Origin of the sequence: Sphingomonas sandaracina (assembly GCF_036663695.1) — a bacterium.
GTDB lineage: Bacteria > Pseudomonadota > Alphaproteobacteria > Sphingomonadales > Sphingomonadaceae > Sphingomonas.
Map to the genome: position 1 here is coordinate 285,766 of NZ_JAXOJK010000001.1, position 26,595 is coordinate 312,360.

Annotated in this window: 22 protein-coding genes and 1 riboswitch; of the genes, 13 read left to right on the forward strand and 9 right to left on the reverse strand. The window is 66.0% G+C overall.

All coding sequences use genetic code 11. From position 1 onward, the window contains the following. The first annotated feature begins 238 nt into the window (after positions 1–238). From U1707_RS01135 to U1707_RS01155, 5 genes are all read left to right on the forward strand, one after another. Positions 239–2,521 (forward strand): TonB-dependent receptor, encoded by a 2,283-nt coding sequence (locus U1707_RS01135; protein WP_332799016.1) that lies wholly within the window; start codon positions 239–241, stop codon positions 2,519–2,521. Between the two features lie 231 nt (positions 2,522–2,752). Then, positions 2,753–6,121, forward strand: coding sequence for a polysaccharide deacetylase family protein (locus tag U1707_RS01140; RefSeq protein ID WP_332798324.1), 3,369 nt, complete (start codon positions 2,753–2,755; stop codon positions 6,119–6,121). Positions 6,122–6,196: 75 nt separating this feature from the next. After that, positions 6,197–6,952, forward strand: a complete 756-nt coding sequence (gene modA / locus U1707_RS01145) for a molybdate ABC transporter substrate-binding protein (RefSeq protein ID WP_332798325.1) — start codon at positions 6,197–6,199, stop codon at positions 6,950–6,952. Beyond that, positions 6,953–7,642, forward strand: coding sequence for a molybdate ABC transporter permease subunit (modB, locus tag U1707_RS01150; RefSeq protein WP_332798326.1), 690 nt, complete (start codon positions 6,953–6,955; stop codon positions 7,640–7,642). Then, on the forward strand, positions 7,632–8,231 hold the full coding sequence (locus U1707_RS01155) for an ATP-binding cassette domain-containing protein (protein ID WP_332798327.1): 600 nt from the start codon (positions 7,632–7,634) through the stop codon (positions 8,229–8,231). The genes modB and U1707_RS01155 overlap by 11 nt, the downstream gene beginning before the upstream one ends. A gap of 33 nt (positions 8,232–8,264) precedes the next feature. Here the strand turns inward: U1707_RS01155 and U1707_RS01160 are convergent, their stop codons facing one another. Together U1707_RS01160 and htpG are read right to left on the reverse strand one after the other, a co-directional pair. After that, on the reverse strand, positions 8,265–10,496 hold the full coding sequence (locus U1707_RS01160) for a glycoside hydrolase family 3 N-terminal domain-containing protein (protein WP_332798328.1): 2,232 nt from the start codon (positions 10,494–10,496) through the stop codon (positions 8,265–8,267). 80 nt (positions 10,497–10,576) lie between these two features. Further along, on the reverse strand, positions 10,577–12,511 hold the full coding sequence (htpG, locus tag U1707_RS01165) for a molecular chaperone HtpG (protein ID WP_332798329.1): 1,935 nt from the start codon (positions 12,509–12,511) through the stop codon (positions 10,577–10,579). 168 nt (positions 12,512–12,679) lie between these two features. Between htpG and U1707_RS01170 the strand changes: the two genes are divergently transcribed. Further along, positions 12,680–13,357 (forward strand): peptidylprolyl isomerase, encoded by a 678-nt coding sequence (locus U1707_RS01170; protein ID WP_332798330.1) that lies wholly within the window; start codon positions 12,680–12,682, stop codon positions 13,355–13,357. 76 nt (positions 13,358–13,433) lie between these two features. On the opposite strand, the gene U1707_RS01175 is transcribed toward U1707_RS01170, so the two are convergent. Further along, the gene (locus tag U1707_RS01175; RefSeq protein WP_332798331.1) at positions 13,434–15,050 is read right to left on the reverse strand and encodes an NAD(P)/FAD-dependent oxidoreductase; all 1,617 of its coding nucleotides are present in this window, start codon (positions 15,048–15,050) and stop codon (positions 13,434–13,436) included. Between the two features lie 66 nt (positions 15,051–15,116). On the opposite strand from U1707_RS01175, the gene cobO reads away from it, so the two are divergent. The 5 genes from cobO (at position 15,117) to cobS (ending at position 18,985) form a co-directional block, all read left to right on the forward strand. Beyond that, positions 15,117–15,722 (forward strand): cob(I)yrinic acid a,c-diamide adenosyltransferase, encoded by a 606-nt coding sequence (cobO, locus tag U1707_RS01180; RefSeq protein WP_332798332.1) that lies wholly within the window; start codon positions 15,117–15,119, stop codon positions 15,720–15,722. A gap of 173 nt (positions 15,723–15,895) precedes the next feature. Continuing rightward, a riboswitch (cobalamin riboswitch) is annotated at positions 15,896–16,089 on the forward strand. A 172-nt stretch (positions 16,090–16,261) separates the two neighbouring features. After that, complete coding sequence (locus U1707_RS01185; RefSeq protein WP_332798333.1) at positions 16,262–16,669, forward strand: DUF1636 domain-containing protein; 408 nt, start codon at positions 16,262–16,264, stop codon at positions 16,667–16,669. Further along, positions 16,666–17,679: a nicotinate-nucleotide--dimethylbenzimidazole phosphoribosyltransferase gene (gene cobT, locus U1707_RS01190; protein ID WP_332798334.1), complete on the forward strand. Its 1,014-nt coding sequence runs from the start codon at positions 16,666–16,668 to the stop codon at positions 17,677–17,679. Before U1707_RS01185 ends, cobT begins: the two co-directional genes overlap by 4 nt. Further along, complete coding sequence (locus tag U1707_RS01195; RefSeq protein WP_332798335.1) at positions 17,676–18,266, forward strand: histidine phosphatase family protein; 591 nt, start codon at positions 17,676–17,678, stop codon at positions 18,264–18,266. The genes cobT and U1707_RS01195 overlap by 4 nt, the downstream gene beginning before the upstream one ends. Beyond that, the gene (cobS, locus tag U1707_RS01200; RefSeq protein WP_332798336.1) at positions 18,263–18,985 is read left to right on the forward strand and encodes an adenosylcobinamide-GDP ribazoletransferase; all 723 of its coding nucleotides are present in this window, start codon (positions 18,263–18,265) and stop codon (positions 18,983–18,985) included. Before U1707_RS01195 ends, cobS begins: the two co-directional genes overlap by 4 nt. Here the strand turns inward: cobS and U1707_RS01205 are convergent. Genes U1707_RS01205 through U1707_RS01215 form a run of 3 tightly spaced genes read right to left on the reverse strand, consistent with a single transcriptional unit; the run spans position 18,947 to position 22,312 of the window. Then, positions 18,947–20,419 (reverse strand): cobyric acid synthase, encoded by a 1,473-nt coding sequence (locus U1707_RS01205; protein WP_332798337.1) that lies wholly within the window; start codon positions 20,417–20,419, stop codon positions 18,947–18,949. The two genes, cobS and U1707_RS01205, sit on opposite strands and share 39 nt — an antisense overlap. Next, the gene (gene cbiB, locus U1707_RS01210) at positions 20,407–21,345 is read right to left on the reverse strand and encodes an adenosylcobinamide-phosphate synthase CbiB (protein ID WP_332798338.1); all 939 of its coding nucleotides are present in this window, start codon (positions 21,343–21,345) and stop codon (positions 20,407–20,409) included. Before cbiB ends, U1707_RS01205 begins: the two co-directional genes overlap by 13 nt. Beyond that, positions 21,338–22,312, reverse strand: a complete 975-nt coding sequence (locus U1707_RS01215) for a threonine-phosphate decarboxylase (RefSeq protein ID WP_332798339.1) — start codon at positions 22,310–22,312, stop codon at positions 21,338–21,340. Before U1707_RS01215 ends, cbiB begins: the two co-directional genes overlap by 8 nt. A gap of 102 nt (positions 22,313–22,414) precedes the next feature. Here U1707_RS01215 and cobU point away from each other — a divergent pair, with 102 nt between their 5' ends. Beyond that, on the forward strand, positions 22,415–22,969 hold the full coding sequence (cobU, locus tag U1707_RS01220) for a bifunctional adenosylcobinamide kinase/adenosylcobinamide-phosphate guanylyltransferase (protein WP_332798340.1): 555 nt from the start codon (positions 22,415–22,417) through the stop codon (positions 22,967–22,969). 332 nt (positions 22,970–23,301) lie between these two features. Then, positions 23,302–24,039 carry a Crp/Fnr family transcriptional regulator gene (locus tag U1707_RS01225; protein WP_332798341.1) on the forward strand — a complete coding sequence of 246 codons (738 nt, stop codon included), beginning with the start codon at positions 23,302–23,304 and terminating at the stop codon, positions 24,037–24,039. Here U1707_RS01225 and U1707_RS01230 read toward each other — a convergent pair. The 3 genes from U1707_RS01230 to U1707_RS01240 form a co-directional block, all read right to left on the reverse strand. Further along, positions 24,036–24,254 (reverse strand): hypothetical protein, encoded by a 219-nt coding sequence (locus U1707_RS01230; RefSeq protein ID WP_332799017.1) that lies wholly within the window; start codon positions 24,252–24,254, stop codon positions 24,036–24,038. The genes U1707_RS01225 and U1707_RS01230 overlap by 4 nt on opposite strands. Positions 24,255–24,360: 106 nt before the next feature. Then, the gene (locus U1707_RS01235; RefSeq protein WP_332798342.1) at positions 24,361–25,377 is read right to left on the reverse strand and encodes an arginine N-succinyltransferase; all 1,017 of its coding nucleotides are present in this window, start codon (positions 25,375–25,377) and stop codon (positions 24,361–24,363) included. Continuing rightward, the gene (locus U1707_RS01240; protein ID WP_332798343.1) at positions 25,374–26,579 is read right to left on the reverse strand and encodes a hydrolase; all 1,206 of its coding nucleotides are present in this window, start codon (positions 26,577–26,579) and stop codon (positions 25,374–25,376) included. The genes U1707_RS01235 and U1707_RS01240 overlap by 4 nt, the downstream gene beginning before the upstream one ends. Between the last annotated feature and the right edge of the window lie 16 nt (positions 26,580–26,595).

Consider the following 26,595-nt stretch of genomic DNA (forward strand, 5'->3'; position numbering starts at 1 on the left):
TTCTGCAAACCGCCGCCCGCGAAAACACGCCGTACCCAACTGTCATCATACTAACACAATCGCCGCCTAACCGCCAGATTGGGGAGTGAGCGTCGCGAGGCGTCGTCGAGCCGTCCGGGGAGGGCGGTCGAGGACAAGCCGCGACGTTGTATCTTGGGATGTGCGGCCGGTCGTCAGGGACGGCGCCGCATTATTGGGGAATGAAATTTTGAAGATTTCGGTCGTTAAGTCGGCGCTGATGCTCGGCGTCGCGTTCGGTTCGGTGCTGGCTGGTTCGGCGGCGTTCGCGCAAGACGCGGCACCGGTCCAGGAGCAGGCTGCTCCGGCGGAAGGTCTCGGCGACATCGTCGTCACCGCGGAGCGCCGGTCCGAGAACCTCCAGCGAGTACCGCTGTCGGTCGGCGTCGCGTCGGGCGATGCACTGCGCGCCTACACCGCCGGCGGCGACGACACGCTGCTCGCGCTGTCGGGTCGCGTGCCCGGCCTGTACGTCGAATCGACCACCGGCCGCATCTTCCCGCGTTTCTACATCCGCGGCCTCGGCAACATCGATTTCTACCTTGGCGCGTCGCAGCCGGTCACGATCATCCAGGACGACGTGATCCTCGAGCATGTCGTGCTGAAGTCGAACCCGGTCTATGATGTCCGCCAGGTCGAAGTGCTGCGCGGGCCTCAAGGGTCGCTGTTCGGCCGCAACACGACCGCCGGTATCATCAAGTTCGACACGATCAAGCCGAGCAACGACTTCGAGAGCCGCGCGTCCGCATCGGTCGGCTCCTATAACAGCGTCAGCCTTGATGCCGGTGTCGGCGGCCCGCTGATCAAGGACCTGTTGTCGATCCGCCTGTCGACGCTGATCCAGCACCGCGAGAACTATGTCGACAACACGTTCGCCGGCGCCAGTGCGGATAACACCGCCACGCCGCGCAAGGACGCTATGGGCGGCTTCGACGATCGCAACGTGCGCGTTCAGCTTGCCCTTACGCCTGGCGAGCGGTTCACGTTGGACCTGTCGGGTCACGCCCGCTGGTATGACGGCACCTCGACGCTGTTCCACCGCGGCGCGCTTAAGAAGGGCTCGAACGACGTGTCGGCCGAACCCCGCAACGTGGTTTCGAACGACGAGGGTAACGACAACCCGCAGAGCTACAACACCTATGGCGGCTCGGCCCGCGCGACCTACGACTTCGGTCCAGCCGCGCTGACCTCGATCACCGCGTACGAGACCACCTCGGGCTTCAGCCGCGGCGACACCGATGGCGGTGCGGCCGCGAACTTCCCGGTTGGTGGTCAGCCGAACGGCTTCGGCCAGTCGCAGGGCCAGATCCGCGATCTCGATCAATGGTCGCAGGAAGTCCGGCTTGCGGGCACCCCCGGCGGTCGGTTCAACTGGCAGGTCGGCGGCCTGTATTTCGACACTCGCGACATCACCGACTTCTATCAGCGCGGGTTCTTCCTGACGACGGCGGCGCGTAATCCTAACAACTGGGTCCGCCTGCACAACGTCAACACGTCCTGGGCAGGCTTCGGGCAGCTGAGCTATGAGCTGGTCGACAAGCTGACGCTGACCGTTGGCGGCCGCATCACCGAGGACAAGAAGCGCACGGAACTGCTCAAGACCGCGGACACGGCAACCGGCGCCGTCACGTATCGCGGCCGTACCGACGTCACCCTGAAAGCCACCAAGCCAAGCTGGGATGCGAGCCTGTTGTATCAGGCGAGCCCGGACGTCAGCTTGTACACGCGCGTCGCCGAAGGCTTCCGCGGACCGACGATCCAGGGCCGGTCGGCAGTGTTCAATTCCGACTTCACGACCGCCAAGTCGGAGACGATCCTGTCGTGGGAGGGTGGTGTGAAGAGCCGCCTGCTGAACAACACGCTGAGCCTGAACGCGACGGTCTTCGCCTACCGGGTCAAGGATATCCAGCTGAACGGCAACGACGTGAACGGCAACGGCGTGCTGTTCAACGCCGACAAGGCGGATGCGTATGGCATGGAAGCCGAGGCGAACTGGAAGCCGGTACCGAACCTGACGCTGGGTGCAGGCCTCAGCCTCTTGCACAGCAAGATCCGCGACAAGAACGTCTATGCGCAGGTCTGCATCCTGAACAACATCGTGGTCTGCACGGTCGAGGATCCGACGATCAAGGTGGGTGCCAACACGTTCGCGCAGATCGACGGCAACCCGCTGCCGAACGCGCCGGAATACAATATCGACCTGAACGCCCGCTACGACCAGCCCCTCGGCAATGGCGGTCGCGCCTTCATCGCGGGCGACTTCAACATCCAGGGCTACACGCAGTTTGTGCTCTACAAGACCAAGGAGTTCACCGCGAACGGCAACTTCGAGGGTGGCCTGAAGATCGGTTACGCCGCACCCGACGACGCGTATGAACTCGCGGTATTCGCGCGCAACATCACCGGCGAGAAGAACCTCAAGGGCGTCATCGAGAACTACATGGCCGCGGTATTCAACGAACCGCGGATCATCGGCGTATCGCTCAGCGGCAAGTTCCGCTGATCTGACCTTCCCCCCTCCCGCAAGCGGGAGGGGCCGATGGTGGGCTCGCGCCATCACCAAAGACAGCGCGTGTTCAGGCCGGGTGCCCCCCTCGGTCCCCTCCCGCATGCGGGAGAGGATGCACCCCTCACGGCCGCGTGACGCATTTGTCAGCAGCGTCCCCCGAAAACGCGTTGTAGCGCCCTGAAATTGCGATTTGCCGTTTTCCTTTCGTCGGTTGATACTCTTCAGATGTCGCTCAATCCCGTATTCTACGATGCAAGCGGCCGCCGGCGTCGGCGGTTCACCTTTGCAGTCGTGACGTTCGTCGCATTGCTGCTGTTGTCGATCGCGGTATTCGCGGTGTCGATCGGCGCAGTGCCGACGGCGCCGCTGCTGCCGATCGAGCCCGAACACCCCGCACTCCACAAGCTGCCGGCACCGCGCGGCGGTATCCTCCGCGAGACCCGCCGCGACCTCGATTACTATGCCAAGCAGCTCTTCGGGACGAGCGCGGCCAGGCCAGGCGTCGGTAACGGCGCGAACCCGCCGCTTGCTATCGCCTTCCACGTGCCGTGGGACGTGGCGAGCACGGCCAGCCTCGCGCGGCACGTCGAACAGCTCGACTGGCTGATCCCCGGCTGGGTGTCGATCACCGGCGCGGATCACCGGATCACCGTGTTTCGCGATCAGCCGGCACGCGACATCCTCAACAAGGCGGTCCACCGGCCGGTGATCCTGCCGATGGTGCAGAACGCGGTCGACGGGGACTGGGACGGCGCGGGCAGCGCCGCGCTGTTCGCGGATCCGAAGGCCCGCAGCGCATTCCTGGACAAGCTGGTGCCGTTCCTCAGCGCGAACCACGCAGGCGGTGTGTTCTACGATTTCGAGAATCTGCCGGCATCGGCGCAAGCCGACTACCGCACGTTCCTCGCCGAGACGCGCGCACGGTTTGCGCCGCGGGGTTGGGCCGTCGCGATCGCCGCGCCGGTTGCCAACCCCGACTGGAACCTGCCCGCCTATGCCAAGGTGACCGACAAGATCTTCCTGATGACGTATGACGAGCATGAGACGAGCGGCACGCCCGGTCCCATCGCGTCGCAGCGCTGGTTCGCGCACATGGTCGCCGATGCAGCGCGCGGCATTCCGCCGTCGAAGCTGGTCGTTGCGATCGGCTCCTACGCCTATGACTGGCACGCTGGCGCCGAGAGCGGCAACGGCGACGCGCTCGACGTCGAGGAAGCGTGGCAGAACGCGGCGGACTCGGGCATGATGCCGACCTTCGACAAGGCCAGCGGCAACAGCAGCTTCGCCTATTCCCAGGGCGGCGTGAAGCACCAGGTCTGGCTGCTCGATGCCGCCTCAGCCTACAACCAGATTGCGTTCCTGCAAAAGGCGGGCTTGGGCAGCGTCGCGCTGTGGCGGCTGGGGTCGGAGGATCCCGGCCTCTGGTCGATCTGGGGACGCAATCACCGCAAGCTCCCGGTACCCGATTCGATCGACAAGATGCCCGCCGGCACCAACGTCGATATCGAGGGCAGCGGCGAGATTCTGAAGATCGCGGCCGAGCCCGTCACCGGCATTCGCGACGCGGTGCCGGCAAAGGACGGTACGATCGCCGACGTGAAATTCACGCGGATGCCGTCACCCTATGTCGTGGTCCGGACCGGCTATCGCCCGAAGCAACTCGCGCTGACGTTCGACGACGGGCCCGATTCCGAATGGACGCCGCAGATCCTTGACATCCTCAAGCGCGAACAAGTGCCGGCGACGTTTTTCGTCGTCGGCGAGAATGCGCTGACCGAGCGGTCGCTGCTCGAGCGCATGGTGAACGAGGGGCATGAGATCGGCAGCCATACCTATACGCATCCCAACCTCGCCAACGTTTCGCAGCGACAGGTAAAGTATGAACTGAACACCACGCAGCGGCTGTTCCAGGCGTTTACCGGGCGCTCGTTCCGGCTGTTCCGCGCGCCCTATTTCGGCGACGCCGAGCCGAGCACCGCCGACGAAATCGTTCCCGCGCTGGAAGCGCAGCAGCGCGGCTATATCTCGGTCGGCCTCCACGTCGATCCCGACGACTGGAAACGGCCGGGCGTGCAGGCGATCATCGACCGGACGATCGCCGGCGTCGAGGCGGGCAATCCCGAGCGCAGCGGCAACGTCATCCTGCTCCACGACGCCGGCGGCAACCGTGCCCAGACCGTTGCCGCGCTGCCGATCATCATCGAGCGATTGCGCGCGATGGGCTACAGCTTCGTGCCCGTATCGACACTGGCGGGGCTTTCGCGCAACCAAGCGATGCCTGTCATTTCGTCGAGCGATCGCGTCGCCGCGGTGGCGGATCTCGCCATGTTCACCACGCTCGGCTGGATGATCGTCGCCCTGCGCTGGATTTTCGGGATCGCGATCACGATCGGCATCATGCGCGCCCTGGCCTTGTCGGCACTCGCACTGATGCAGGCGCGACGAGAGTTGAAGACCGTGTTTCCGCCGATCGATCCGTCACGGTTCGTGACGGTGATGATCCCGGCATTCAACGAGGAACGCGTGATCGTCCGCGCGGTGGAGGGCGTACTTGCCTCGACCGACGTCGCGATCGAGGTGATCGTGATCGACGACGGATCGAGCGATGGCACCAGCCGCGTCGTATCGGAAGCGTTCGCAAATGACGATCGTGTCCGCCTGCTGACGCTGGATAACGGGGGCAAGGCGCGCGCCCTCAACCGCGGGCTCGAACTGGCCCGTGGCGAGATCGTGATCGCCCTGGACGCAGATACGCAGTTCGAGCCGATGACGATCGCGCGGCTTGCCCGGTGGTTCGTCGATCCGAAGCTGGGTGCGGTCGCCGGGAATGCCAAGGTCGGCAACCGCGTCAACCTGATCACCAGATGGCAGGCGCTCGAATACATCACCGCGCAGAATCTCGAACGGCGTGCACTTGCCCGGCTGAACGCGATGACCGTGGTGCCGGGTGCGGTCGGCGCGTGGCGGCTCGAAGCGATCCGCAGCGTCGGCGGCTATCCCGACGACACCCTCGCCGAGGATCAGGACCTGACGATCGCGATCCAGCGGCATGGCTGGAGCGTGCAGTACGACCAGTTCGCGGTCGCCTGGACCGAAGCGCCCGAGACGATCCGCGCACTGGCGAAACAGCGCTTCCGCTGGGCGTTCGGGACGTTGCAATGCCTCTACAAGCACCGCACGGCGATCGGCCGGTCGCATCCGCGCGGGCTCGGCTGGGTTGGCTTGCCGCAGGCGATCGTGTTCCAGATCATCCTCGCGTCGATCTCGCCGATCATCGATCTCGCGCTGCTGATCAGCTTCGCCTCGACCTATGTTGCGGTGCAGGCGCATGGCTGGGAGCAGACGAGCCACGACGTCTACACGATGCTGGCCTATTGGCTGATCTTCACAGCGATCGATCTGCTTGCCGCGACGATCGCGTTCGCACTGGAGCGCAAGGAGCGGTGGCGTCTGCTCTGGCTGCTCATTCCGCAACGGATCGGCTATCGTCAGGTTATGTACTATGTCGTCCTCAAAGCGATCGCGCAGGCTTTGCGCGGTCCGCTGGTCGGCTGGGGCAAGCTGGCGCGGACGGGCAGGGTAACGGCGAACTAACGGGCAACGCCTTGCCGCGTGCGGCGTTACCGTGTCACTTGGCCATTGATAGGTTGAAATTGTGGGATTGAGATAATGCGGTTTTGGATGGTGACGCTGGCGATCCCGGCAGGCCTGGCCAGCGGGGCTGGGTTTGCGCAGAGTCCGCCGCTCGTGCTGGCTGCGGCGTCGTTGCAGGAATCGCTGACCGCCGCCGCTGACGCCTGGGCGAAGAAAGGCCACGCCAAGCCGACCATCTCGTTCGCCGCGTCGTCGGCGCTCGCGCGGCAGGTCGAGGCGGGCGCACCTGCCGATCTGTTCGTCTCCGCCGACGAAGGCTGGATGAACGAACTCGCGACGAAGAACCTGATCGTCGCCACGACCCGCGTGACCTTCCTCGGCAATCGCCTGGTGGTCGCAGCACCCGCGGGCAGCACGGTGCGTATCCCCGTGCGCCCACCCGCCGCGCTCGTCCGGGTGTTGACCGCCGGGCCGCTGGCGATGGCGGACACCGCAGTGCCGGCGGGCAAATACGGCCAGGCGTCGCTTGAGAAGCTGGGCGTTTGGGCGCAGGTCTCGCCGAAGGTCGTGCGCGCGGAAAATGTCCGTGCGACCCTGGCGCTGGTCGAGCGCGGCGCGGCGCCGCTCGGGATCGTCTACGCTACCGACGCGAAGGCATCCGCGAAGGTCCGGATCGCAGGCGTTTTCCCCGAGGCCACGCACCCCGCCATCACCTATCCGATCGCGCGGTTGAAAGCGTCGACCAACCCCGCAGCGGAGGCGTTCCGCCGTTTCCTCGTCTCGCGCGAGGGCAAGGCGATCTTCGTGCGCTACGGATTCTCCGCGCGCTAGATGCTCGATGCCACCGAATGGGGAATCGTCGCACTGTCGCTGAAGGTCGGCGGCATGGCGATGCTGGTGACGTTGCCGGTCGCGTTCGCGCTGGCGTGGCTGCTCGCGCGCGTGTCCTTTCTGGGCAAGGTGATCGTCGATGCGGCGATCCATCTGCCGCTGGTCGTGCCGCCGGTCGTCACCGGCTGGCTGTTGCTGCTCGCGTTCGGCCCGCGGGGACCGGTCGGCGCGTGGCTGCAGGACTGGTTCGGCGTGACGGTGCTGTTTCGCTGGACGGGGGCGGCGATCGCGGCAGGCGTGATGGCACTGCCGCTGATGGTGCGCGCGATGCGGATCTCGATCGAGGCGGTCGACCGGCGACTGGAGAACGCCGCGCGGACGCTAGGCGCAGGGCCGTGGCGCGTCTTCTGGACGCTGACATTGCCGCTCAGCATCCCCGGCGTGCTGGCCGGCGCGGTGCTCGGCTTCGCGCGGTCGATCGGCGAGTTCGGCGCGACCATTACGTTCGTCTCCAACGTTCCGGGTGAGACTCAGACCTTACCGCTCGCGATCTATTCGGCGTTGCAGCAGCCGGGGGCGGATGCGCTGGTGTGGCGCTTGTCGTGCGTATCCGTGGGCCTGTCGCTCGTCGCCCTGATCGCGTCCGAACTGTTGACGCGCCGCGCCGGCCGGGGCCTCCATGTCCTTTGAGATCGATATCGACAAACGCCTCGGCGATGCGCGGGTGTCGCTGACGCTCGATGCGGGCGAGGGGGCGACGGTTCTGTTCGGCCCGTCCGGCGTCGGCAAATCGAGCGTCCTGAACATGGTCGCCGGGCTGCTCCGCCCCGATCGTGGCCGGATCGTGGTCGCCGGCGAGACGTTGTTCGGCGACGGCATCGACGTTCCTCCCGAGCGCCGCCGTGCTGGCTATGTCTTCCAGGAAGCGCGCTTGTTCCCGCACCTTCGCGTGCGGGCGAACCTTCTCTACGGCGCAGCGCGCGACACGCCTGAGTTCGAGGACCGTATCGGCTTCCTCGGCATCGGCCATCTGCTCGAACGCTGGCCGCGCACCTTATCGGGCGGCGAAGCGCAGCGCGTCGCGATCGGCCGCGCGCTGCTCAGCCAGCCGCGCTTCCTGTTGCTCGACGAGCCGCTGTCGTCGCTCGATCGTGGCCGCCGTGAGGAGATCATGCTGGCGATCGAGCATGTCCGCGACGTTCTCAAGCTCCCGATACTGATGGTCACGCACGACCCGGAGGAAGCCGAACGTATCGGTACGCAAGTCGTACGGATGTAGCGGTATTTCCTCCCGAGCACGCGCGATCGGGAGCTAAACGAGCTCGAAGCTTTGCCGCTCGCCGTCGATCGAACTGGTGGCAACCCAAAGGTCGAACAAGCCCGGCTCGACCACCCAATCGCCGTCACCCCAGAAGCGCAGATCCTCGCGCTTGAGCGAGAGCGCCACGCGTTTCGAAGCTCCAGGCGCCAGCGAGACACGCGCGAACCCTTTCAGTTCGCGGACCGGTCGCGTCCGGCTCGCGACGCGGTCGTGGATATAGAGCTGCACCACCTCGTCGCCCGCCCCCGCGCCGGTGTTGGTGACGGTGGCGGACACGACGAGCGTGTCGGTCATGCGCGGCGGGACCGCCACGTCCGAGACCTGGAAACGGGTGTAGCTCAGGCCATGGCCGAACGGGTAGAGCGCGTCGTTCTTGGTTTCGCGGTAGCGCGACTTGTACTCCTGACTGCCCGTCTCCGGCGCCGGGCGACCGGTGTTCTTGTGGTTGTAGAAATACGGCTCCTGGCCGCTTTCATTTGGGAAGCTGGCGGACAGTTTGGCGGACGGGTTGACGTCGCCGAACAGGACATCGGCGATCGCATGACCGCTTTCGGAGCCTAGGAACCACGTCGCCAGGATCGCCGGCGCATCCTTGACCGCGCCGTGCAGGGCTAGCGCGCGGCCGTGGCGGAGCAGCACGATGACGGGCTTGCCGGTCGCGGCGACGGCCTCGGCGAGCGCCATCTGCGGGGCCGGGACCGTGATCTCGGTGCGGGACTGCGCCTCGCCCGACATGAGCTGCGATTCGCCGACCGCGAGCAGGACGATGTCGGCGGCTTGCGCGGCGGCGACAGCGGTGGCGATCCCGCCGGGCAGGGCGGCTTCGATGTCCGATCCCTGAGCGATCGTGACGTTCAGCCCGCGCGCGCGCAGGCCGTCCGCGATCGAGACGTTGAGCTTTTCGTCGGCCATGAACGCCCAGGTGCCGACGACGTTCTTGCGATCTTCGGCGAACGGTCCGATCAGCGCGATCCGGCCAGGGTTCCGCTTCAGGGGCAACAGGTCGCCGTCGTTCTTCAACAGCACGATAGACCGCGCGCCGGCCTCGCGACTGAGCTTCAGCATCGCCGGCGTCGACACGCTCGTGCGCTCCGCCTTGCGACTGACCGAGCGATAAGGGTTGTCGAACAGCCCGAGCGCCTCCTTCAGATGCAGGACGCGGCGGACTCCTTCGTCGAGCCGCGCGAGCGGGACCTCGCTCTTCTCGACCAGGTCGGGCAGCCATAGATTGAACAGGTTCGACTGCATGGCCATGTCCATGCCGGCCATGAACGCCTTCTTGGCGGCGTCGCGGCCATCCTTGGCATAGCCATGCGCGATCAGTTCCTCGTCCGCGGTATAGTCGCCGACGACCATCCCGCGAAACCGCCACTCGCCGCGCAGCAGGTCGGTCATCAGCCAGCGGTTGCCGCTGGCAGGAACGCCGTCGATATCGTTGAACGCGCTCATCAACGTCGCGACACCGGCATCGACCGCCGCCTTGAACGGCGCGAGGTGGACCTCGTGCAGCGTAGCCGGCGAGATCTCGGTGAAGTTGTAATCCTGACCGCCTGAGACCGCGCCATAGGCGGCGAAATGCTTGGCGCACGCCGCCACCCGCGTCGGGTCGCGAAGGTCGTTTCCCTGGAAGCCGCGGACACGCGCCTTGGCCAGCTGAATGCCGAGATAGGGATCTTCGCCAGACCCTTCCGCGACGCGTCCCCACCGCTGGTCGCGCGCAACATCGACCATCGGCGCGAAGGTCCAGTGAATGCCGAGCGCGGTGGTTTCCAACGCAGCAGCGCGTGCGGTGCGTTCGGCGAGGTCCGGATCGAATGCGCAGGCCTCTGCGATCGGCAGTGGGTAGGCGGTGCGCAGGCCGTGGATCACGTCGCCGGCAAAGATCAGCGGGATCTTGAGCCGGGTCGCCATCGCCGCGTCCTGCGCGGCCTTGGCACCGGCATAGCCGACGCCGTTGAACAGCATGCCGATCTGCCCGGTCCTGATCCGCGCGATCTGTTCGGCCGCACCGCCGCTTGCGAGGCCGGGGTTGAACGGCACGCCGATCGGGCGGATCTGATCCGAGAAGCAGCTGAGCTGGCCGGCTTTCTCGGCCGGCGTCATCTTCGCGATCAGGCTCTCGATCCGGTCGCTCTGCGCGAACGCGGCGGTCGAGCCGAGCGACAGCCCGGCAATGGCCGCGCCGCCGGTCAGCATCTGGCGGCGATCTAGAATGGGCGACATGTCCTGCTCCTCGTCTTCGGAACGGGGGGTAGTCGTTGGACCACGGTTCCGCAAATCCGCGGAACCGTGGTCGGGAACGCTCAGCCCAGCGCGCGCGTGAAAAGGCGTGAAAGCCGGGCGGAGAAGGCACGGGCGTCGAGCGGACGCTCGCCATCGGCGATCTGCGCCTCGTCGAACAGCAGATGCGCGGCATCCTCGCGCAACGCCGTCTCGTCCTCGCCAAGCGCAGCAAGCCTGGCGATCAGCGCCGAGCGCGGGTTGATCTCCAGCACCGGCTTGGCGGCGGGCATCGCCTGACCGCTGGCGGCAAGGATCCGCTCGAGCTGGCGGTCCATGCCGCTGTCCGCCGCGACGAGGCAGACCGCGCTGTCGGTCAGACGCTCCGATGCGCGCACTTCCGATACGGCATCGGCAAGCGTGGTCTTCACGAACGCGATGAAGTCGGCGACCTCCGGCGTGGCGTCGGCGGTCGGCGCGGTGGCGCCATCGGCAAGCGGGATCAGGCTCAGATCCGCGGCGCCCTGCGTCACCGACTTGAACGGCTTGCCGTCATGATCGATGCCCGCGGTCACCCAGAACCCGTCGACCGAGTCCGGCAGCAACAGCACTTCGATCCCGCGCGCGCGGAACCCTTCGAGCTGCGGCGATGCTTCGAGACGGTCGAGATCGGTGCCGACCGCGTAGTAGATCGCGGTCTGGTTGTCCTTCATCGCCGCGACATAGTCCGCGACCGAACGCCATGCCCCGCCGGACGTGGTCGTCTTGAAGCGCGCGAGCTTCAGCAACGGTTCGCGACGTTCGAAATCCTCGTACAGCCCCTCCTTTAGGACCGCGCCGAAATTCTCCCAGATCTTGGCATAGGCTTCCGGATCGCGCGTCGCGACCTTGTCGAGTTCGCCGAGCACGCGCCCGGTCACACCCTTACGGATCGCGGCGAGCATCGGGCTTTCCTGGATCATCTCGCGCGAGACGTTCAGCGGCAGGTCGGACGAATCCACCAGCCCGCGCATGAAGCGCAGGTAGCGCGGCAGGACGTCCGCATCATCGGTGATGAAGACGCGCTTCACGTACAACTTCATGCGGCCATTACGATCGGGATCGAACAGGTCGAACGGCTTGGCGCCGGGGACATAGGCGAGCACCGAATATTCGTGCAGCCCTTCCGCGCGGTAGTGGAGTGTCAATGCCGGCTCGTCGAACTGGCCCGAGACGCTGCGATAGAAGTCGGCATAGTCGTCCGCCGTGATCTCGGACTTGGGCTTGGTCCAGAGCGCCGCCCCGTCGGCGATCTCGACCGGCTCGGCATCGGGCGTTTCGCGCAGCGTGATGGGGACGGGGACGTGACCCGACTGGTCGTTGATCAACCGCTCGACGGTGTAGCGCTCGGTATAGGACGATGCGTCCTCAAGCAGATGCAGCACGACGCGGGTGCCGCGGGACGGCGCCTCGGCGGTGTCGACCGGCGCGATTGTGTAGGTCCCGAGGCCGTCCGACGACCAGACCGACGCAGTATCGGCACCGGCGCGGCGCGACACAACATCGACCTTCGATGCGACCATGAACGCGGAGTAGAACCCAACGCCGAACTGGCCGATCAACTGCGCGCCGTCCGATCCGGCGGACGCGGCGATGCGGTCCATGAAGGCCTTGGTGCCCGACCGTGCGATCGTACCGAGCGCCTCGGCCATGTCGTCGGCGGTCATGCCGATTCCGTTGTCCTCGATCGTCAGCGTCTTGGCCTCGGGATCGAGCGTGATCGCGATCTGCGTGCGGGCATCGCCCCCGACCGTTTCTGCACCCAGCAATTCGGGCGCGCTCAACGCCTCGTAACGCAGCTTCTCGCAAGCATCGGCAGCATTCGAAATCAGCTCGCGCAGGAAAACGGTCTTATCCGAATAGACCGAATGCACCATCATATGCAGCAAACGCGAAACGTCCGCTTCGAAAGCGTGGGTTTCGCCGTGCTCCGTATCGGAAGGCTGGGTATCGGCGGCTGGAACGGTTTCGTCGGTCATGTGCTGTTACGGCGCTCTTATGGGTAGGGACGGTCGAGAGTTGGCCGGCTTGGAGGGTAAATTCAAGAGCGCGTCGCCGTCGGACAGGATGCCTTGAGCCAGCCGATGTTGCGTCGGCCTCGCTTGGCGGTTAGCGGGCCTCGATCAGCCGCTAAAGGAATGACCAACATGCGCCGTTTTCTCATGGGATTGGCCGGAGCAGTCGGCATCGCGGCCTCGGTCTTCGCGGAACCTGCGTCGCGCGTCACGTCGGTGGCCAAACCGGGGATCGTGCGCGTCCGCCTCGTCACGTCGGAGGGTCCGATCCTGCTGGCGCTCGACGCGCGGCATGCGCCCAAGACGACCCAGAACTTCCTCGAATATGTCGATGACGGACGTTTCGACGGGACCGATTTCTATCGTGCGAGCCGGCAAAAGTCGTCGCCGAAGACCGGGTTCATCCAGGCTGGCATCCGTACCGACGCACGTCGGATCCTGCCACCGTTTCCGCTGGAGACGACGGCGATGACCGGCATCAAGCACGGCGATGCGACGATCTCGATGGCGCGGGGCATGAACCCGGCTTCGGCAGGCGGCAATTTCTTCATAACGATCGGCCCGGCGCCGGCGATGGATGCGCGCGCGGGGTATCCCGGCTATGCGGCATTCGGGCATGTCATCGCCGGTATGGACGTGGTGAAGCGCATCCTCGCCAAGCCGACCGGCGGCGGGATGGACGCGTTCAAGGATCAGATGATTTTGAAGCGCGTGGCGCTGGTGAGTGCGCGGCGGCTCGACGGGGTGGCGAAACCTACGGGATTGCCGCGGGCCTGGCTGATCAAGACGCGCCCCGATCGGGGAAAGTGAGTGGTCCGTTATCCCGGGTTGGTTCCACACCTATCCGCGTGAACATGTCCACCCCGGCGGCGGCCGGGGTCGGAGTTCATGCAATCAGGCTAAGCGCGACGGCTTCCGCAACCTTGATCCCGTCGACCGCCGCGGACAGGATGCCGCCCGCATAGCCGGCACCTTCGCCGGCCGGGAACAGCCCGGCGGTGTTGAGGCTGACGAAATCGTCGCCGCGCGTGATACGGACCGGCGACGACGTTCGTGTTTCGACTCCCGTCAGGACCGCGTCGGGATGGTCATAGCCGGGGATCTCGCGCCCGAATGCGGGCAGTGCCTCGCGCAACGCGGTGATTGCGAAGTCGGGCAGGCATTCGGACAGGTCGGTCATGTGTACGCCCGGCTTGTACGACGGGATCACCGAACCCAGCGCGGTCGACGGCCGCCCGGCAAGCAAGTCGCCGATGCGTTGCGCGGGCGCCTTGTAGTTCGACCCGCCGGCGACATAGGCGCGCGATTCCCAGTGGCGTTGCAGTTCGATGCCCGCGAGCGGGTGGCCGGGATAATCACGTTCGGGGTCGATCCCGATCACGATGCCGGAGTTCGCGTTGCGCTCGTTGCGCGAATATTGGCTCATGCCGTTGGTCGCAACGCGGCCTTCCTCGGAGGTAGCGGCGACGACGGTGCCGCCCGGGCACATGCAGAAGCTATACACCGTGCGGCCGTTCTTGCAGTGGTGCGACAGGCTGTACGCCGCCGCGCCGAGATCGGGATGGCCCGCGCATGGCCCGAACCGCGCCTCGTCGATCCACGATTGCGGATGCTCGATGCGGACCCCGATCGAGAAAGGCTTGGCCTCGACATGGACCCCTTTGGCGTGGAGCATCTCGAACGTGTCACGCGCGCTGTGGCCGACCGCGAAGACGACGTGGTTGGCTTCGAGATAGTCGCCGGTGCTGAGGTGGAGACCGCGCAATTGGCGCACGCCGCCCTCAGTGGCGACATCGAGACCGTCGACCCGCGTCGAGAAGCGGTATTCGCCGCCGAGCGCCTCGATCGTCTCGCGCATGCTCTCGACCATCGTGACGAGGCGGAACGTGCCGATATGCGGGTGCGCTTCGGTCAGGATTTCCGGGGGCGCGCCGGCCTTGACGAACTCGGTCAGGACCTTGCGGCCAAGGTGGCGCGGGTCCTTGATCTGGCTCCAGAGCTTGCCGTCGGAAAACGTGCCCGCACCGCCCTCGCCGAACTGGACGTTGGACTCGGGGTTGAGGACGCTTTTGCGCCAGAGCCCCCAGGTGTCCTTGGTACGTTCACGAACGACCTTGCCGCGGTCCAGGATGATCGGGCGGAACCCCATCTGCGCCAGGATCAGGCCGGCGAACAATCCGCAGGGGCCTGCGCCGACGACCACCGGGCGCGGACCTGTGTAGCTCGCGCCGCCCTTGGTGACGAACCGATACCCCGTATCCGGCGTGCGCTGGATGTAGCGATCCTTGCGAAAGCGCGTGAGGACGGTGTCCTCGTTCTTCAGCGTGACGTCGACCGAATAGACCAGTTGAATGTCCATCTTGTCGCGTGCGTCGTGCGCCCGCCTGGCGACGGTGTAGCGGATCAGGTCGCGCGGGGTGACGCGCAGGCGGTCGCGGATTGCGGCGGGGAGCGCTTCGTCGGCATGATTGAGCGGCAGCTTGAGGTCGGTGATGCGGAGCATGAGGGATGCTCTAGCGCCGCGCGCCGTGATCCGCCATCGGGCGCAGGGGCGGGAGCAAAAGAGGACATGACCATGCGGACCGACGACGAGCAGAATGCCAAGAGCGCCAAGCGCAAGGAAGTCCATGACCGGATCGTCGCGAGCAAGACGATCGAGAAGGGGCTGATCATCGTCCACACCGGCGCCGGCAAGGGCAAGTCGACTGCCGCGTTCGGGATGGCTGTGCGGATGCTCGGCCATGGACGCAAGGTGGGCGTCGTCCAGTTCGTGAAGGGTGCGATGGCGACCGGCGAGAAGGCGATCTTCGACGCGTTCCCCGATTTGTGCGAGTTCAAGCCGATGGGCGAGGGCTTCACCTGGGACACGCAGGACCGTGCCCGCGACATCGCGGTGGCGCGCGAGGCGTGGGACGAGGTCAAGCGCATGATCGCCGACCCGTCCTATGCGATGGTGGTGGCGGACGAACTGAACATCGTGCTGCGCTACGACTATCTGCCGGTCGACGAAGTGCTGGCAGCGCTGGCCGCCAAACCCGAGATGACTCACGTCGTCGTGACCGGGCGAAATGCGCCGGATGCACTGATCGAAATGGCCGATCTGGTCACCGAGATGACGCAGGTGAAACACCCGTTCCGGTCCGGGGTAAAGGCGCAAGCCGGCGTCGAGTTCTAGGCGGCTTCCAGACGGCGTTTAGCCCGGCCGCAACGCGCGCTACCAACGCTCCGTCATCCTGACGAAAGTCAGGATCCAGGGTAACGGGCGAGAACCTTTGTGGCCCTGGATCCTGACTTTTGTCGGGATGACGGGGTTTGCGGCAAGTCTTGCGCCGTGTCTTCCTCCCGCCTATCGCTCCACCCGCGACAGGTTCCCCCGACGCTAGCGCCGAGGGGGATGAAAATGGGAACGGGAAACACCCGGCTGCCCCTGCAACTGTACGCGGCGAGCCATCGTGCCACATGCCATTGGGATGGTCCCGAGAAGGCGGCGCGGCCGGCGTTGACCCGCGAGCCAGGAGACCTGCCCGTCGCGGTCGTCTTTCGTCCGGCCAGGGTGCGCCGAACGGACGGGTAACACCCCGAGCGACGACATCGCTTCGTGTCGCGCGAAGGCTGGAGGCGTACGCCTTTTGCCCTTCGCGTGGTGCGGGATCGACTGTCCGGAGGGGTACGCATGCCAAAAGCACATCATCTTGTAATCGTTCGAGCATCCGCATGCTGAAGCCGGCCGCAGACGGCGTCGCCGTGGTAGCCTGCAACACATGCCGCCACTCCGCCGACGCGCGCGACGACGCCGAGGGTCAGCGCGGCGGCGCGCGGCTGGTCAGCGCATTGAAGGCGGTCCAGGCCAGCGATCCGGCCTATGCCGACGTCGCCGTGCAGGAGATGCCATGCCTGTTCGCATGCCAGGATTTCTGCACGATCCACCTACGCGCGCCCGCCAAGGTCGGCTATGTGCTCGGCCGGTTCGAGCCTACCGAAGACGCCGCTCGCGCGATCCTCGACTATGCGCGCCTCTACGGCGAAAGCGCGTTCGGGCAGGTGCCGTTCAAGCAGTGGCCACAGGGCGTGAAGGGGCATTTCATCACCCGCACCCCGCCCGCCGGGTACGTCGTCGAATGACCGCGTTCGCATCGCCCGCCGCGTTTCTCGCGGCGCTGGCGGCGTTGCCCCAACCCGACGAAGCGGCGCGCAGGGCCGCCGCGCTACGCCAGGACAGCCTCACCAAGCCGCGGGGATCGCTCGGCCGACTGGAGGACATCGCGATCTTTCTGGCCGGGTGGCAAGGCCATGCGCGGCCCCGGCTCGACCGGGTCGCGGGCATCGTGTTCGCGGGCAATCACGGCGTCGTCGCACGCGGTGTCAGTGCGTACCCGGCGGCGGTGACCGCGCAGATGGTCGCCAATTTTGAGCAGGGTGGGGGGGCCGTCAACGCGCTGTGCAGCGCGGCCGGGATTGACCTGGAGATCGTCGCGATCGATCTCGATCAGCCGACCAAGGACTTCACCAGCGCACCGGCGATGTCCGAAGGCGAGTGCCTGGCTGCCATCAACATCGGCGCGGCGGCGGTGCCGAAAGGAATCGACCTGTTGATCCTGGGCGAGATGGGGATCGGCAATTCGACGGTCGCCGCGGCCTTGTGCGCCGCCAGTTTCGGGGGCTCGGCAGCCGACTGGGTAGGGCCGGGAACGGGTGTCGACGCGACCGGTATCGCGCAAAAGACCGACGCGATCGACGAAGGCCTCGCGCGTCACGCGCGATCGCTGACGACCCCGTTCGAAATCCTGAGGCACCTCGGCGGACGCGAGCTCGCGGCGATCGCAGGGGCGGTGATCGCCGCGCGGTTGGCCGGCGTACCGGTCATGCTCGACGGCTTCATCTGCGGTTCGGCGATCGCGCCTATCGCCGCCGCCCATCCCGACGTCGTGGCGCATTGTCTGGCAGGGCATCGCTCGACCGAGCCCGGCCATGCACGCCTGCTCGACGCGCTCGGGCTCGATCCGTTGCTGTCGCTCGGCATGCGGCTGGGGGAAGGCAGCGGTGCGGCGGTCGCGACCTTGATGGTGCGTGCGGCATTGGCCGTTCACGACGGCATGGCGACATTCGCGGAAGCCGGTGTTTCGGAGGCATGACGACGCCGCACATGCTGTACCTGATGCGGCATGGCGCGCCGGCGAAGGAAGGGCGCCTGCTGGGGCGAACCGACGATGCGGTGACGCAGGCAGGGATCGCGGCCTGTACGGCGCGGGCATCGCGGCTGGCCGTCGATCACATCGTCTCTTCCGACCTGGCTCGCGCGAGGGATTGCGCGCACGCGATCGCTACGCCGCTGGGGGCGGGGCTGACCGTCCGGCAGGACCCTAGATGGCGCGAGCTCGATTTCGGCGCGTGGGACGGAATGGCGCCATCGTCGATCGACCCGCTGGCGTTGGCGCGCTTCTACGACGATCCGGACGAAGCGCCTCCACCAGGCGGCGAGCGCTGGTCCGCGTTGCAGGACCGCGTCGTATCCGCGCTCGACGATCTTCCGGCTGAACCGACCCTGATCGTCACGCATGGCGGCGCGATCCGGGTGGCGCTTGCGGCAATGTGCGGCTTCGACCGGCGACAGATCTGGGCGTTCGACCTGCCCTATGCGGCTTTGCTGTCGTTGCGGGTCTGGCCGAGCGCCGACCCGGCCATGCCGTCGGTCGTCCAGATTACCGGGCTCGCGACGTGAGGCGACTGATCCTCGCATTCGGGTTCCTGACCCGGTTGCCGATGCCCCATGTCGCGGCCGAACCCGGCGATTTTGCCGCGGCGGTCCGGCTATACCCGCTGGTCGGTCTGGCGATCGGCGCGCTGGTCGCGGGTGCCGGCTGGATTGGATCGCTGATCGATCCCTGGGTCGGCGCCTGCGCGGCGCTGCTCACCTGGACCGCAGTGACGGGAGCGCTGCATCTCGACGGACTGGCCGACCTGACCGACGGCCTCGGCGCGGCGCACGGCGATCGGACGCGGCTGCTCGCGGTGATGTCCGATCCGCATATCGGGAGTTTCGGTGTCGTCGCGATCGTCGGACAGATGCTTTCAAAGCTGGTCGCACTCCACGCGATCGGCGCCACGACATGGTGGCCGCTTATCTTTATTGCCGCCGCAGCGCGCCTCGGCCCCCTAGTCTGGGCACCGCTGTTGCCGCCGTTGCGCCCAGAAGGCCTTGCCGCCGCAGTTTCGGACGCCGTGAGGCCGCGCGATCTTATCGGTTGGGGGCTGCTGTTGCTGCTTGCGTGCGTCCCCGCGCCCGTCCTGCTCGCGACGCCCTTTCTGATCTTGGGATACGCCGCCTGGCTTCGGCACAAGATCGGCGGCATTACCGGCGATGCACACGGGGCAGGGATCGAACTGGTCGAGACCGGGCTGTTACTCGCGTTCTGCGCGAGCGCCGCTTTGCTGCGCTAGGGCAAGCATGGCGTCGAGGTCGAGATGCCGTTCGAGCATTGCGGCTATTCCATCGAGTGCGTCATCGATCGACGCGGCATGATCGGGACCGATCGCATCCACCCCGATCCTCGCGAGCCATGCCGCGCGCTGCTCGGCAAGCCCCAGCAGGCCGTGGACATAGCTGCCCGACACAAGACCGTCGGGGCTTGTCGCACCCTCGGCGCTGCCATCGGCGCGGCGACAGACAGGGCGTCGAGTCGCGACGCCTGTCGTGATGCCCATGTGCATCTCGTACCCGTCGAACGCCGCGCCTTGGGCCCGACCGCGGACGCGCTCCAGCGTCTTGACACCAGTGAGGATCGTGTCGACGTCGAGCAAGCCAAGACCGTCGATGCGCCCCACCGGCCCCTCGATCCCGTCTGGATCGGCGATGCTGCGACCGAGCATCTGGTAGCCGCCGCAAAGACCGAGCACCGGCTTGCCGCGGCGATGATGCGCGCGGATGTCGATGTCCCAACCCTGCGCGCGGACGAAGGCGAGATCGGCGATCGTCGCCTTAGATCCGGCGAGCACGATCATGTCGACATCGGGGATCGGGGTGCCCGGCGGCACCATCACCAGCGCGACGTCGGGTTCGAGGCGGAGTGGATCGAGGTCGTCGAAATTCGCAATCCGCGGCGTGATCGGGCACGCGATCGTTACCCGGCGCTGCGAACCGCCAGCGGGGCGTTCGAGGATCACCGCATCCTCGCTCGGCAGGCGCACCGCGTCGGCCAGCCATGGCACGACACCATAACCACGCCATCCGCTTCGGGCCTCGATCGCGCGATAGCCGTCCTCGAACAGCGCGGGATCGCCGCGAAACTTGTTGATCAGGAATCCGCGGATCATCGCCGCGTCGGCCGGATCGATGACCGCACGCGTGCCGACGATCGCCGCGATCACCCCGCCCCGGTCGATGTCGCCGACCAGGACGACGGGTACGTCGGCAGCGCGCGCGAAACCCATATTGGCGATGTCGCCGGCACGCAGGTTGATCTCCGCCGGACTGCCCGCCCCTTCGACGATCACCAGATCGCAGCTTGCCGACAGCCGGGCGAAGCTGTCGAGTACGTCGACCAGTAATCCGTCGCGCCCCTCGCGCCAGCGGGCGGCGGCGAGGGTGCCGCGCACCTGCCCGCGGACGATCAGCTGCGAAGTACGATCGCCCTGCGGCTTGAGCAGTACCGGGTTCATGTCGACGCTGGGCGCAACGCGACAGGCAATAGCCTGCGTCGCCTGCGCGCGGCCGATCTCGCCGCCATCGGCAGTGACGGCGGCGTTGTTCGACATGTTCTGCGGCTTGAACGGGCGGACGGACAGACCGCGATTGGCGAACGCACGACACAAGCCTGCGACCAGCACCGACTTGCCGACGTCCGAGCCCGTCCCCTGCAGCATCAGAGCAGCCATGCCATCCCCCCTGCGATCACCAGCAAAATTCCGATCAGGCGACGATAGACCTGCAGCGCGCGGCGGATATCGGTGCTGGCGACATCGGTACGTCCGTCACCGATATAGGGCTTGGCGATGCCGACGCCGTCATAGGCCAGCGGCCCTGCCAGTCGAACGCCGAGCGCGCCGGCCATCGCCGCCTCAGGCCAGCCCGCATTGGGCGAGGCGTGTCGGCCGGCGTCGCGCAGCATCGTCCGCCATCCTCCACCGCCGGCGATGCAGATCAGGAGGCCGCTGATCCGCGCCGGCACGAGGTTGACCAGATCGTCGGTCCGCGCGGCAGCCCATCCAAAGGCGCGCCAACGATCTTCGCGGTGGCCGATCAGGCTGTCGGCCGTGTTGATCGCCTTGTACGCCCACAGACCCGGAACGCCCGCCACGAGCAACCAGAACACCGGGGCAACCACTCCGTCGCAGACGCTTTCGGCCAGGCTCTCGATGGCGGCGCATGCGACACCGGTCTCGTCGAGCGAGGTTACGTCGCGACCGACGATCATGCCGACCCGGGTTCTTGCAGCATCGAGGTCCCCGGCTTCGAGTGCCGTCGCACACGGCGCGACGTGATCTTGAAGGCTACGGATCGCGAGCCCCGGCGCAGCCAGCAGGCCCAGCCCGATCCACGCAGCCGGACCAAGCACGAAACGCACGAGAGCCACCAGGGCCAAGGCGATGCCGATCGTCACGCCGAGGAGCAGGAGCAGCGCGAGAATGCCGGCGACGCGCCGTTTGGCGAACGACAAGGTCGCCCCGTTCCAGCGATCCTCGGTGAATCCGATCAGCCGGGCGAAGCCACCGACGGGATGGCCGATCCGCGCATAGAGCGCAGGCGGCCAACCGATCGCCACGTCCAATACGACCGCGACCAGAGCGACAGGCTCAGCCATGCGTGAGGGCAGCATCGAGACGGGCGAATGCGGCCTCGTCGGCGGGAACGCCCAGTCTCAGCCATCGGGGCGCGTAATCGAAGCGACGGGTGAGGATGCCGTGGTGCGCAAGACGGTGGAATACCGCGTCGGCCGCATCGCTTTCGATCAGGCGGAACAGCGGGCAGTCGCCAGAGACGTCGATGCCATGGCGAAGCAGCAGGGCATCGAGTTGCTCGGCGCGCGCCGCGATCGATCGCCGCGCCTGTGTCTGCCATGCCGTGTCGTGATAGGCCGCGCGACCATAGGCTATCGCATGAGCGGACACGGGCCAGCTTCCCAGCCTGCGTCGCATCGGCGTGACGATATCCAGCGGCGCGATCATGAAGCCCAGTCGGAGGCCGGCAAGTCCGAAAAATTTGCCGAACGACCGCAACACGATCACCCGATCGTCCGCTGCGAGATGCGGCACGATGCTGGTCTCCGGCATGACATCGACGAACGCCTCGTCGACGATCAGCCACGTGCCTCGTCGGGCGATGGCGAGCAGTCGTTCCGGCGGATCGCGGTGCCCGTCGGGATTGTTGGGGTTGGCCAACAACAAGGCCCCATCCGTGACACCGTCTATCGTCGCGCGGTCGATAGTCTGCGGGTTCGTGAAGACGTCTGCATGCGTGCCATAACCGGGAACGACGACCCGGTGGGGGAAGGGGAGGGGGAGCGCGTCGAGCAACCGCAGCCCGATCTCACTGCCGGGTAGCGCCACGACCCGGTCCGGACTGGTGCCGAACGCGTCTGCCGCTGCGGCTTCCAGTTCGAGAAGCGTATCGGGCGAGGGCAGTGTCGCAGGATCGACGTCGATTGGATCGAACGGCATCCATGGTCGGGGATTGATCCCGGTCGACAGATCAAGCCACGGACGCGGCGCTTCGGGAAACAGCCGCGCGGCAACGTCGATCCTTCCTCCATGAACGCGCAGTGCCGACATATCATCTTTCACAGGATCGAACGGGCTTTCGCTTGATCTTCGCGGCGTCATCGTCATTCCGCTGACGCGCCGCAAGCGCGAAGGAGACGTGGGATGTATTCAGTGGACGCGCCGTTCGGCAAAACTCTCTTCGTACTGGGCGGTGCGCGATCCGGGAAAAGTCGCCATGCCCAGACGGTCGCCGAGCACGCGGCCTCGGGAGGTGGCGACCTCGTCTATCTCGCGACCGCGCAAGCCTTTGACGACGAGATGGTCGATCGTATCGCCCGACATCGCGCGGACCGCGACGCACGCTGGCGTACCGTAGAGGCACCGATCGACCTTTCGAAGGCGCTGGCGGATGTCGATCGCGAGGACAGCGTCATCGTGGTCGACTGTCTGACCCTCTGGGTGACGAACCTTCTGCTGGGCGATCATGACATCGAAGCCAGAACGGACGACCTGTTGCATGCCATCGGAAATCTACATGGCCGCGCGGTGTTCGTGTCGAACGAAGTGGGTATGGGAATAGTCCCCGACAACGCGCTTGCCCGCCGATTCCGGGACGAGGCTGGTCGTCTGCACCAGCGCCTCGCCGCGCAGGTCGACACCGTCGACATGGTTTTCGCGGGCATGGCTCAGCGTTGGAAGACCACGGTTATCGAGGGGAGTGTGTAAATCTACAGCTTTGCATTCCCACGAGTGGATCACCATCCGCCTTTGCCGAACGATATCGACGTCCCGACGTGCGCGCGTTTTCCGAAACGTGACTCGTAAGACAATGTTTACAGGAGATTGCCGATCCTGCCTCCGGAGCTCGCCACCCTTCCGGTCACTACGAACCGCGGGTGCCACGGTAGATCGTTACTTATGATTATCCCTCATTCATAACATACGTATAAATATTTCGCTCGGGTTTATGTTATGATGTATTATTGTCAGCCAATATTTGGGCCCTGATGACCGAGAGTGACTTGTGCTCCCGCCCCGATCATTGCGGGAATACCTATATGAGTTTACCGTCCGGACCGCTGTCATTGCTGGTCCGCAAACTCGAAACGCACGCGGTTCTCGATGCCGACGACAGGTCGGCGCTACTGTCGCTTCCCCATACCTGCCGGACGTACGAGGCATCGTCATATCTGGTGCGCGAGGGCGACGCACCGGTGCAATGTGCCGTGTTGCTGACAGGCTTCGCGTATCGCCAGAAGCTGAGCGGCTCGGGCATGCGACAGATCGTCTCGATGCACATTCCGGGCGAAGCGCTGGATTTCCAGCACCTGTTTCTCGAGATAGCCGACCACAATGTCCAGACGCTGACCCGGGCAGACGTCGCGACGATCCCGCGTAAAGCCCTGCGCGACCTAGTCCACTCGCGGCCGTCTATCGCCAATGCCATCTTCATCAATACGCTGGTCGAGGCGTCCATCTTCCGCGAGTGGATCCTCAATATCGGTCGTCGCGATGCACGGTCGCGACTTGCGCACTTCCTCTGCGAGTTCGCAGTCCGCCTGGACATGCAAGGTCTGACAGGTCCCGATGGGTATGAGCTACCGATGAGTCAGGAGCAGTTGGGCGACGCGCTCGGCCTTACCGCGGTGCACGTCAACAGGACGATCAAAACGCTCGAATCCGACGGACTGATAACGCGAAATCGGCGGCGGATCAGTTTTCCCCGCTGGGAAGCGTTGCGTGAAGTGGCCGATTTCTCGGCTCGCTATCTCCACCTCGTTCAGCAGCGCGGTTAACGCTCGCGCTGCTGCGCCACGGAATCGATCAACCGGCCGCCGGCCATGAAGACGGCGATCGGACAGGCCGCGAACAGGAGCCATCCCCCGTAGCCCGGATATTGCTGCAGGTAATGGATGCCACGCTCGACCGCGCCGAGCCCAAGCCCATAGATGACCAGGAAGGCTTCGAACTTGGTCTTGACGATGAAGAGGCGGGAAAATCGGGTCCACATACCGATCATTCAGCAAGAGCTGTGCCAATGGCAGACTTGCTCACTTTTCGACGACAGCACATTGGTTAATTGTAAATTAACCCGACGTTTCCGTGGATAGCGGCGATCAGAGACGCGTGACGTGCAGGACCGTATCGCCCTCGCCGACACCGAGAACATCCGCGCAAGTCTTCGCCAACATGATCTCGTTTCCAGCGTCGCGCACAGCGCCAAAAGCCGCTCGGAAATCCGCGAGGTGCCCCGTCGCGACCAAAGCCTGCGTACCACCATCGCCGTCCAACCCGGCGACACGGCTTTCGCGGGCTTCCGCGATAGTGTGAACGCGGTCGGTGCGGGCAGTCATGGTCGGACCACCGTCGAAGATATCGACGTAGTTTTCGAACGCGAACCCTTCGTTCTCGAGCATCCGCATCGCCGCACGGCCGGAAGGGTGCGGCAGGCCGATCGCGGCACGGGCGGTTTCGGTCAGCATCGCAGTGTAGATCGGATGCTTGGGCATCAGGTCGGCGATGAACTGGTGGCCGTTGATCGCATTGAACCGATCCGCGTCCTGGAAATTCATCCCGAAGAACCGACCGGCGAGCCCGTCCCAGAACGGCGAGCCACCGGCCTCGTCGATCACCCCGCGCAGTTCGGCGAGGATGCGATCCGCGAAGCGCGCGCGGTGCATCTTGATGAAGAGGTAGCGACTGCGGGCGAGCAACAGCCCAAGCCCTCCGGCGCGCTCACCGGGATGAAGGAACAGCCCGCCGACTTCACTTGCGCCCTCGAGGTCGGTGGCGAGCGTCAACATGTCGGCGCGGAAGGTGCGGTTCAGCTCGCGGCTATGCTGCGTCAGCTGGCCGATACGGTAGCTGTAGAACGGGTAGCTCTGGCCGACCTGCGTGAAGATCTGGCAGGTGCCGCGCACCTCCCGCGTTTCGACATTCTCGAGCACCAGGACGAACAGCTCGTCCTGGACCGGGCCGTCGATGCGCGCGAACGCCGCGTGGCTGCGTTCCAGCTTGGCGGTCAGCGCACGTCGATCGGGCGGTAGGTTGGTGAAGCCGCCGCCGGTCAGCTTTGCCATTTCATAGAGGTGCTGCAGATCGTCGTCGACCGCGGCCCGGATCCTGAAGCTCACAAGCGGCCCTCCGCGATACGCAATATGGTGACGGCCGACAGCGCGGCGCGCTCGGCCAGGCTGTCGGGGATCATGAATTCCTCGGTCGAATGGATCGCGCCGCCGCGCACGCCCATCGTGTCGACCACGGGCACGCCCGCCGCGGCGATGTTGTTGCCGTCGCAAACGCCACCGGTCGCCTTCCACGCGATGTCGAGGCCGAGGTCGCCACCGGAGACCTTCACTAGGTCGAACAGACGCGTCGCCGCTGCGTCGATCGGTTTGGGCGGGCGGTTGAAGCCTCCATGGACTTCGATCCGGACATCGTGTTCGGCAGCGACGATCGCGACCGAGGCGTCGATATGCGACCTCGCCCGCACGATCTCTTCGAGCGCTGCGGGACGGAAATTGATGCGCAGGATGGCCAGGTCGGGAACGACGTTGTTAGGCCCGCCGCCCTCGATCCGCGCCGGGTTCACTGCGAGCCGCGGGCCACGCGCTGTCGACAGCCGCACGGCCAGATCGGCGGCGGCGACGATCGCGTTGCGGCCGTCGTCGGGATTGCGACCGGCATGGGCGCTGCGGCCGCGGACGATGATCGAAAAATTCCCGGTACCGCCGCGCGCGCCCGCCAGCGTGCCGTCGGCGAGCGCCGGTTCGTAGGTCAGCGCGGCGACCTTGCCCTGGGCGGCACTGGCCAGCAGCGCGGCGGACGAGAAGGATCCGGTTTCCTCGTCCGAGTTGATGACCACGTCATAGCCGATCCCGACCGCCAGCGGGCTCCCCTCGACCGCGGTCAGTGCGGCGAGCATCACCGCCAGTCCGCCCTTCATGTCGGCGACACCAGGGCCGTTGAGGCTGCCGTCGTCTTGCCAGCGAAGCGACTGGAACGGGTGATTGGCCGGATAGACCGTGTCCATATGCCCCGTGAAGAGCATTCGCACCGGCGCCGCGGGGCGAACGACAAGGTGCAGGTGCTTGCCGTGCTGGAGCGAGGAGACGATTCCGTCCGACCCGACGCTGTCGACCGCGGTAGGTTCGACCAGCGCGATCTCGCCCGGCAGCTGCGTGAACGCGTCGCCCAGCAAACCCGCCATCGTCGCCAGCCCGGTCAGGTTGCGCGTGCCGCTGTTCACCGCCGCCCAGGTTTCGACCTGCGCCAGCATCGGTACCGCCCGTGCCGTTTCCACGGCATCGCGCTCTACATTGGAAAGTCCCCTCATCGTCCTACCCTAGCCG

Coding starts and splice junctions, on each gene's coding strand:
- U1707_RS01230 (WP_332799017.1), bottom strand. CDS start 24,254: ATGTGGACCCGATTTTCCCGCCTCTTCATCGTCAAGACCAAGTTCGAA.
- U1707_RS01160 (WP_332798328.1), bottom strand. CDS start 10,496: ATGTCGCCCATTCTAGATCGCCGCCAGATGCTGACCGGCGGCGCGGCC.
- U1707_RS01225 (WP_332798341.1), top strand. CDS start 23,302: ATGAGTTTACCGTCCGGACCGCTGTCATTGCTGGTCCGCAAACTCGAA.
- modB (WP_332798326.1), top strand. CDS start 6,953: ATGCTCGATGCCACCGAATGGGGAATCGTCGCACTGTCGCTGAAGGTC.
- cobT (WP_332798334.1), top strand. CDS start 16,666: ATGACCGCGTTCGCATCGCCCGCCGCGTTTCTCGCGGCGCTGGCGGCG.
- U1707_RS01185 (WP_332798333.1), top strand. CDS start 16,262: ATGCTGAAGCCGGCCGCAGACGGCGTCGCCGTGGTAGCCTGCAACACA.
- U1707_RS01215 (WP_332798339.1), bottom strand. CDS start 22,312: ATGTCGGCACTGCGCGTTCATGGAGGAAGGATCGACGTTGCCGCGCGG.
- U1707_RS01140 (WP_332798324.1), top strand. CDS start 2,753: ATGTCGCTCAATCCCGTATTCTACGATGCAAGCGGCCGCCGGCGTCGG.
- U1707_RS01195 (WP_332798335.1), top strand. CDS start 17,676: ATGACGACGCCGCACATGCTGTACCTGATGCGGCATGGCGCGCCGGCG.
- U1707_RS01240 (WP_332798343.1), bottom strand. CDS start 26,579: ATGAGGGGACTTTCCAATGTAGAGCGCGATGCCGTGGAAACGGCACGG.
- cbiB (WP_332798338.1), bottom strand. CDS start 21,345: ATGGCTGAGCCTGTCGCTCTGGTCGCGGTCGTATTGGACGTGGCGATC.
- htpG (WP_332798329.1), bottom strand. CDS start 12,511: ATGACCGACGAAACCGTTCCAGCCGCCGATACCCAGCCTTCCGATACG.
- U1707_RS01135 (WP_332799016.1), top strand. CDS start 239: ATGCTCGGCGTCGCGTTCGGTTCGGTGCTGGCTGGTTCGGCGGCGTTC.
- U1707_RS01175 (WP_332798331.1), bottom strand. CDS start 15,050: ATGCTCCGCATCACCGACCTCAAGCTGCCGCTCAATCATGCCGACGAA.
- modA (WP_332798325.1), top strand. CDS start 6,197: ATGCGGTTTTGGATGGTGACGCTGGCGATCCCGGCAGGCCTGGCCAGC.
- cobO (WP_332798332.1), top strand. CDS start 15,117: ATGACCATGCGGACCGACGACGAGCAGAATGCCAAGAGCGCCAAGCGC.
- U1707_RS01170 (WP_332798330.1), top strand. CDS start 12,680: ATGCGCCGTTTTCTCATGGGATTGGCCGGAGCAGTCGGCATCGCGGCC.
- U1707_RS01155 (WP_332798327.1), top strand. CDS start 7,632: ATGTCCTTTGAGATCGATATCGACAAACGCCTCGGCGATGCGCGGGTG.
- U1707_RS01205 (WP_332798337.1), bottom strand. CDS start 20,419: ATGGCTGCTCTGATGCTGCAGGGGACGGGCTCGGACGTCGGCAAGTCG.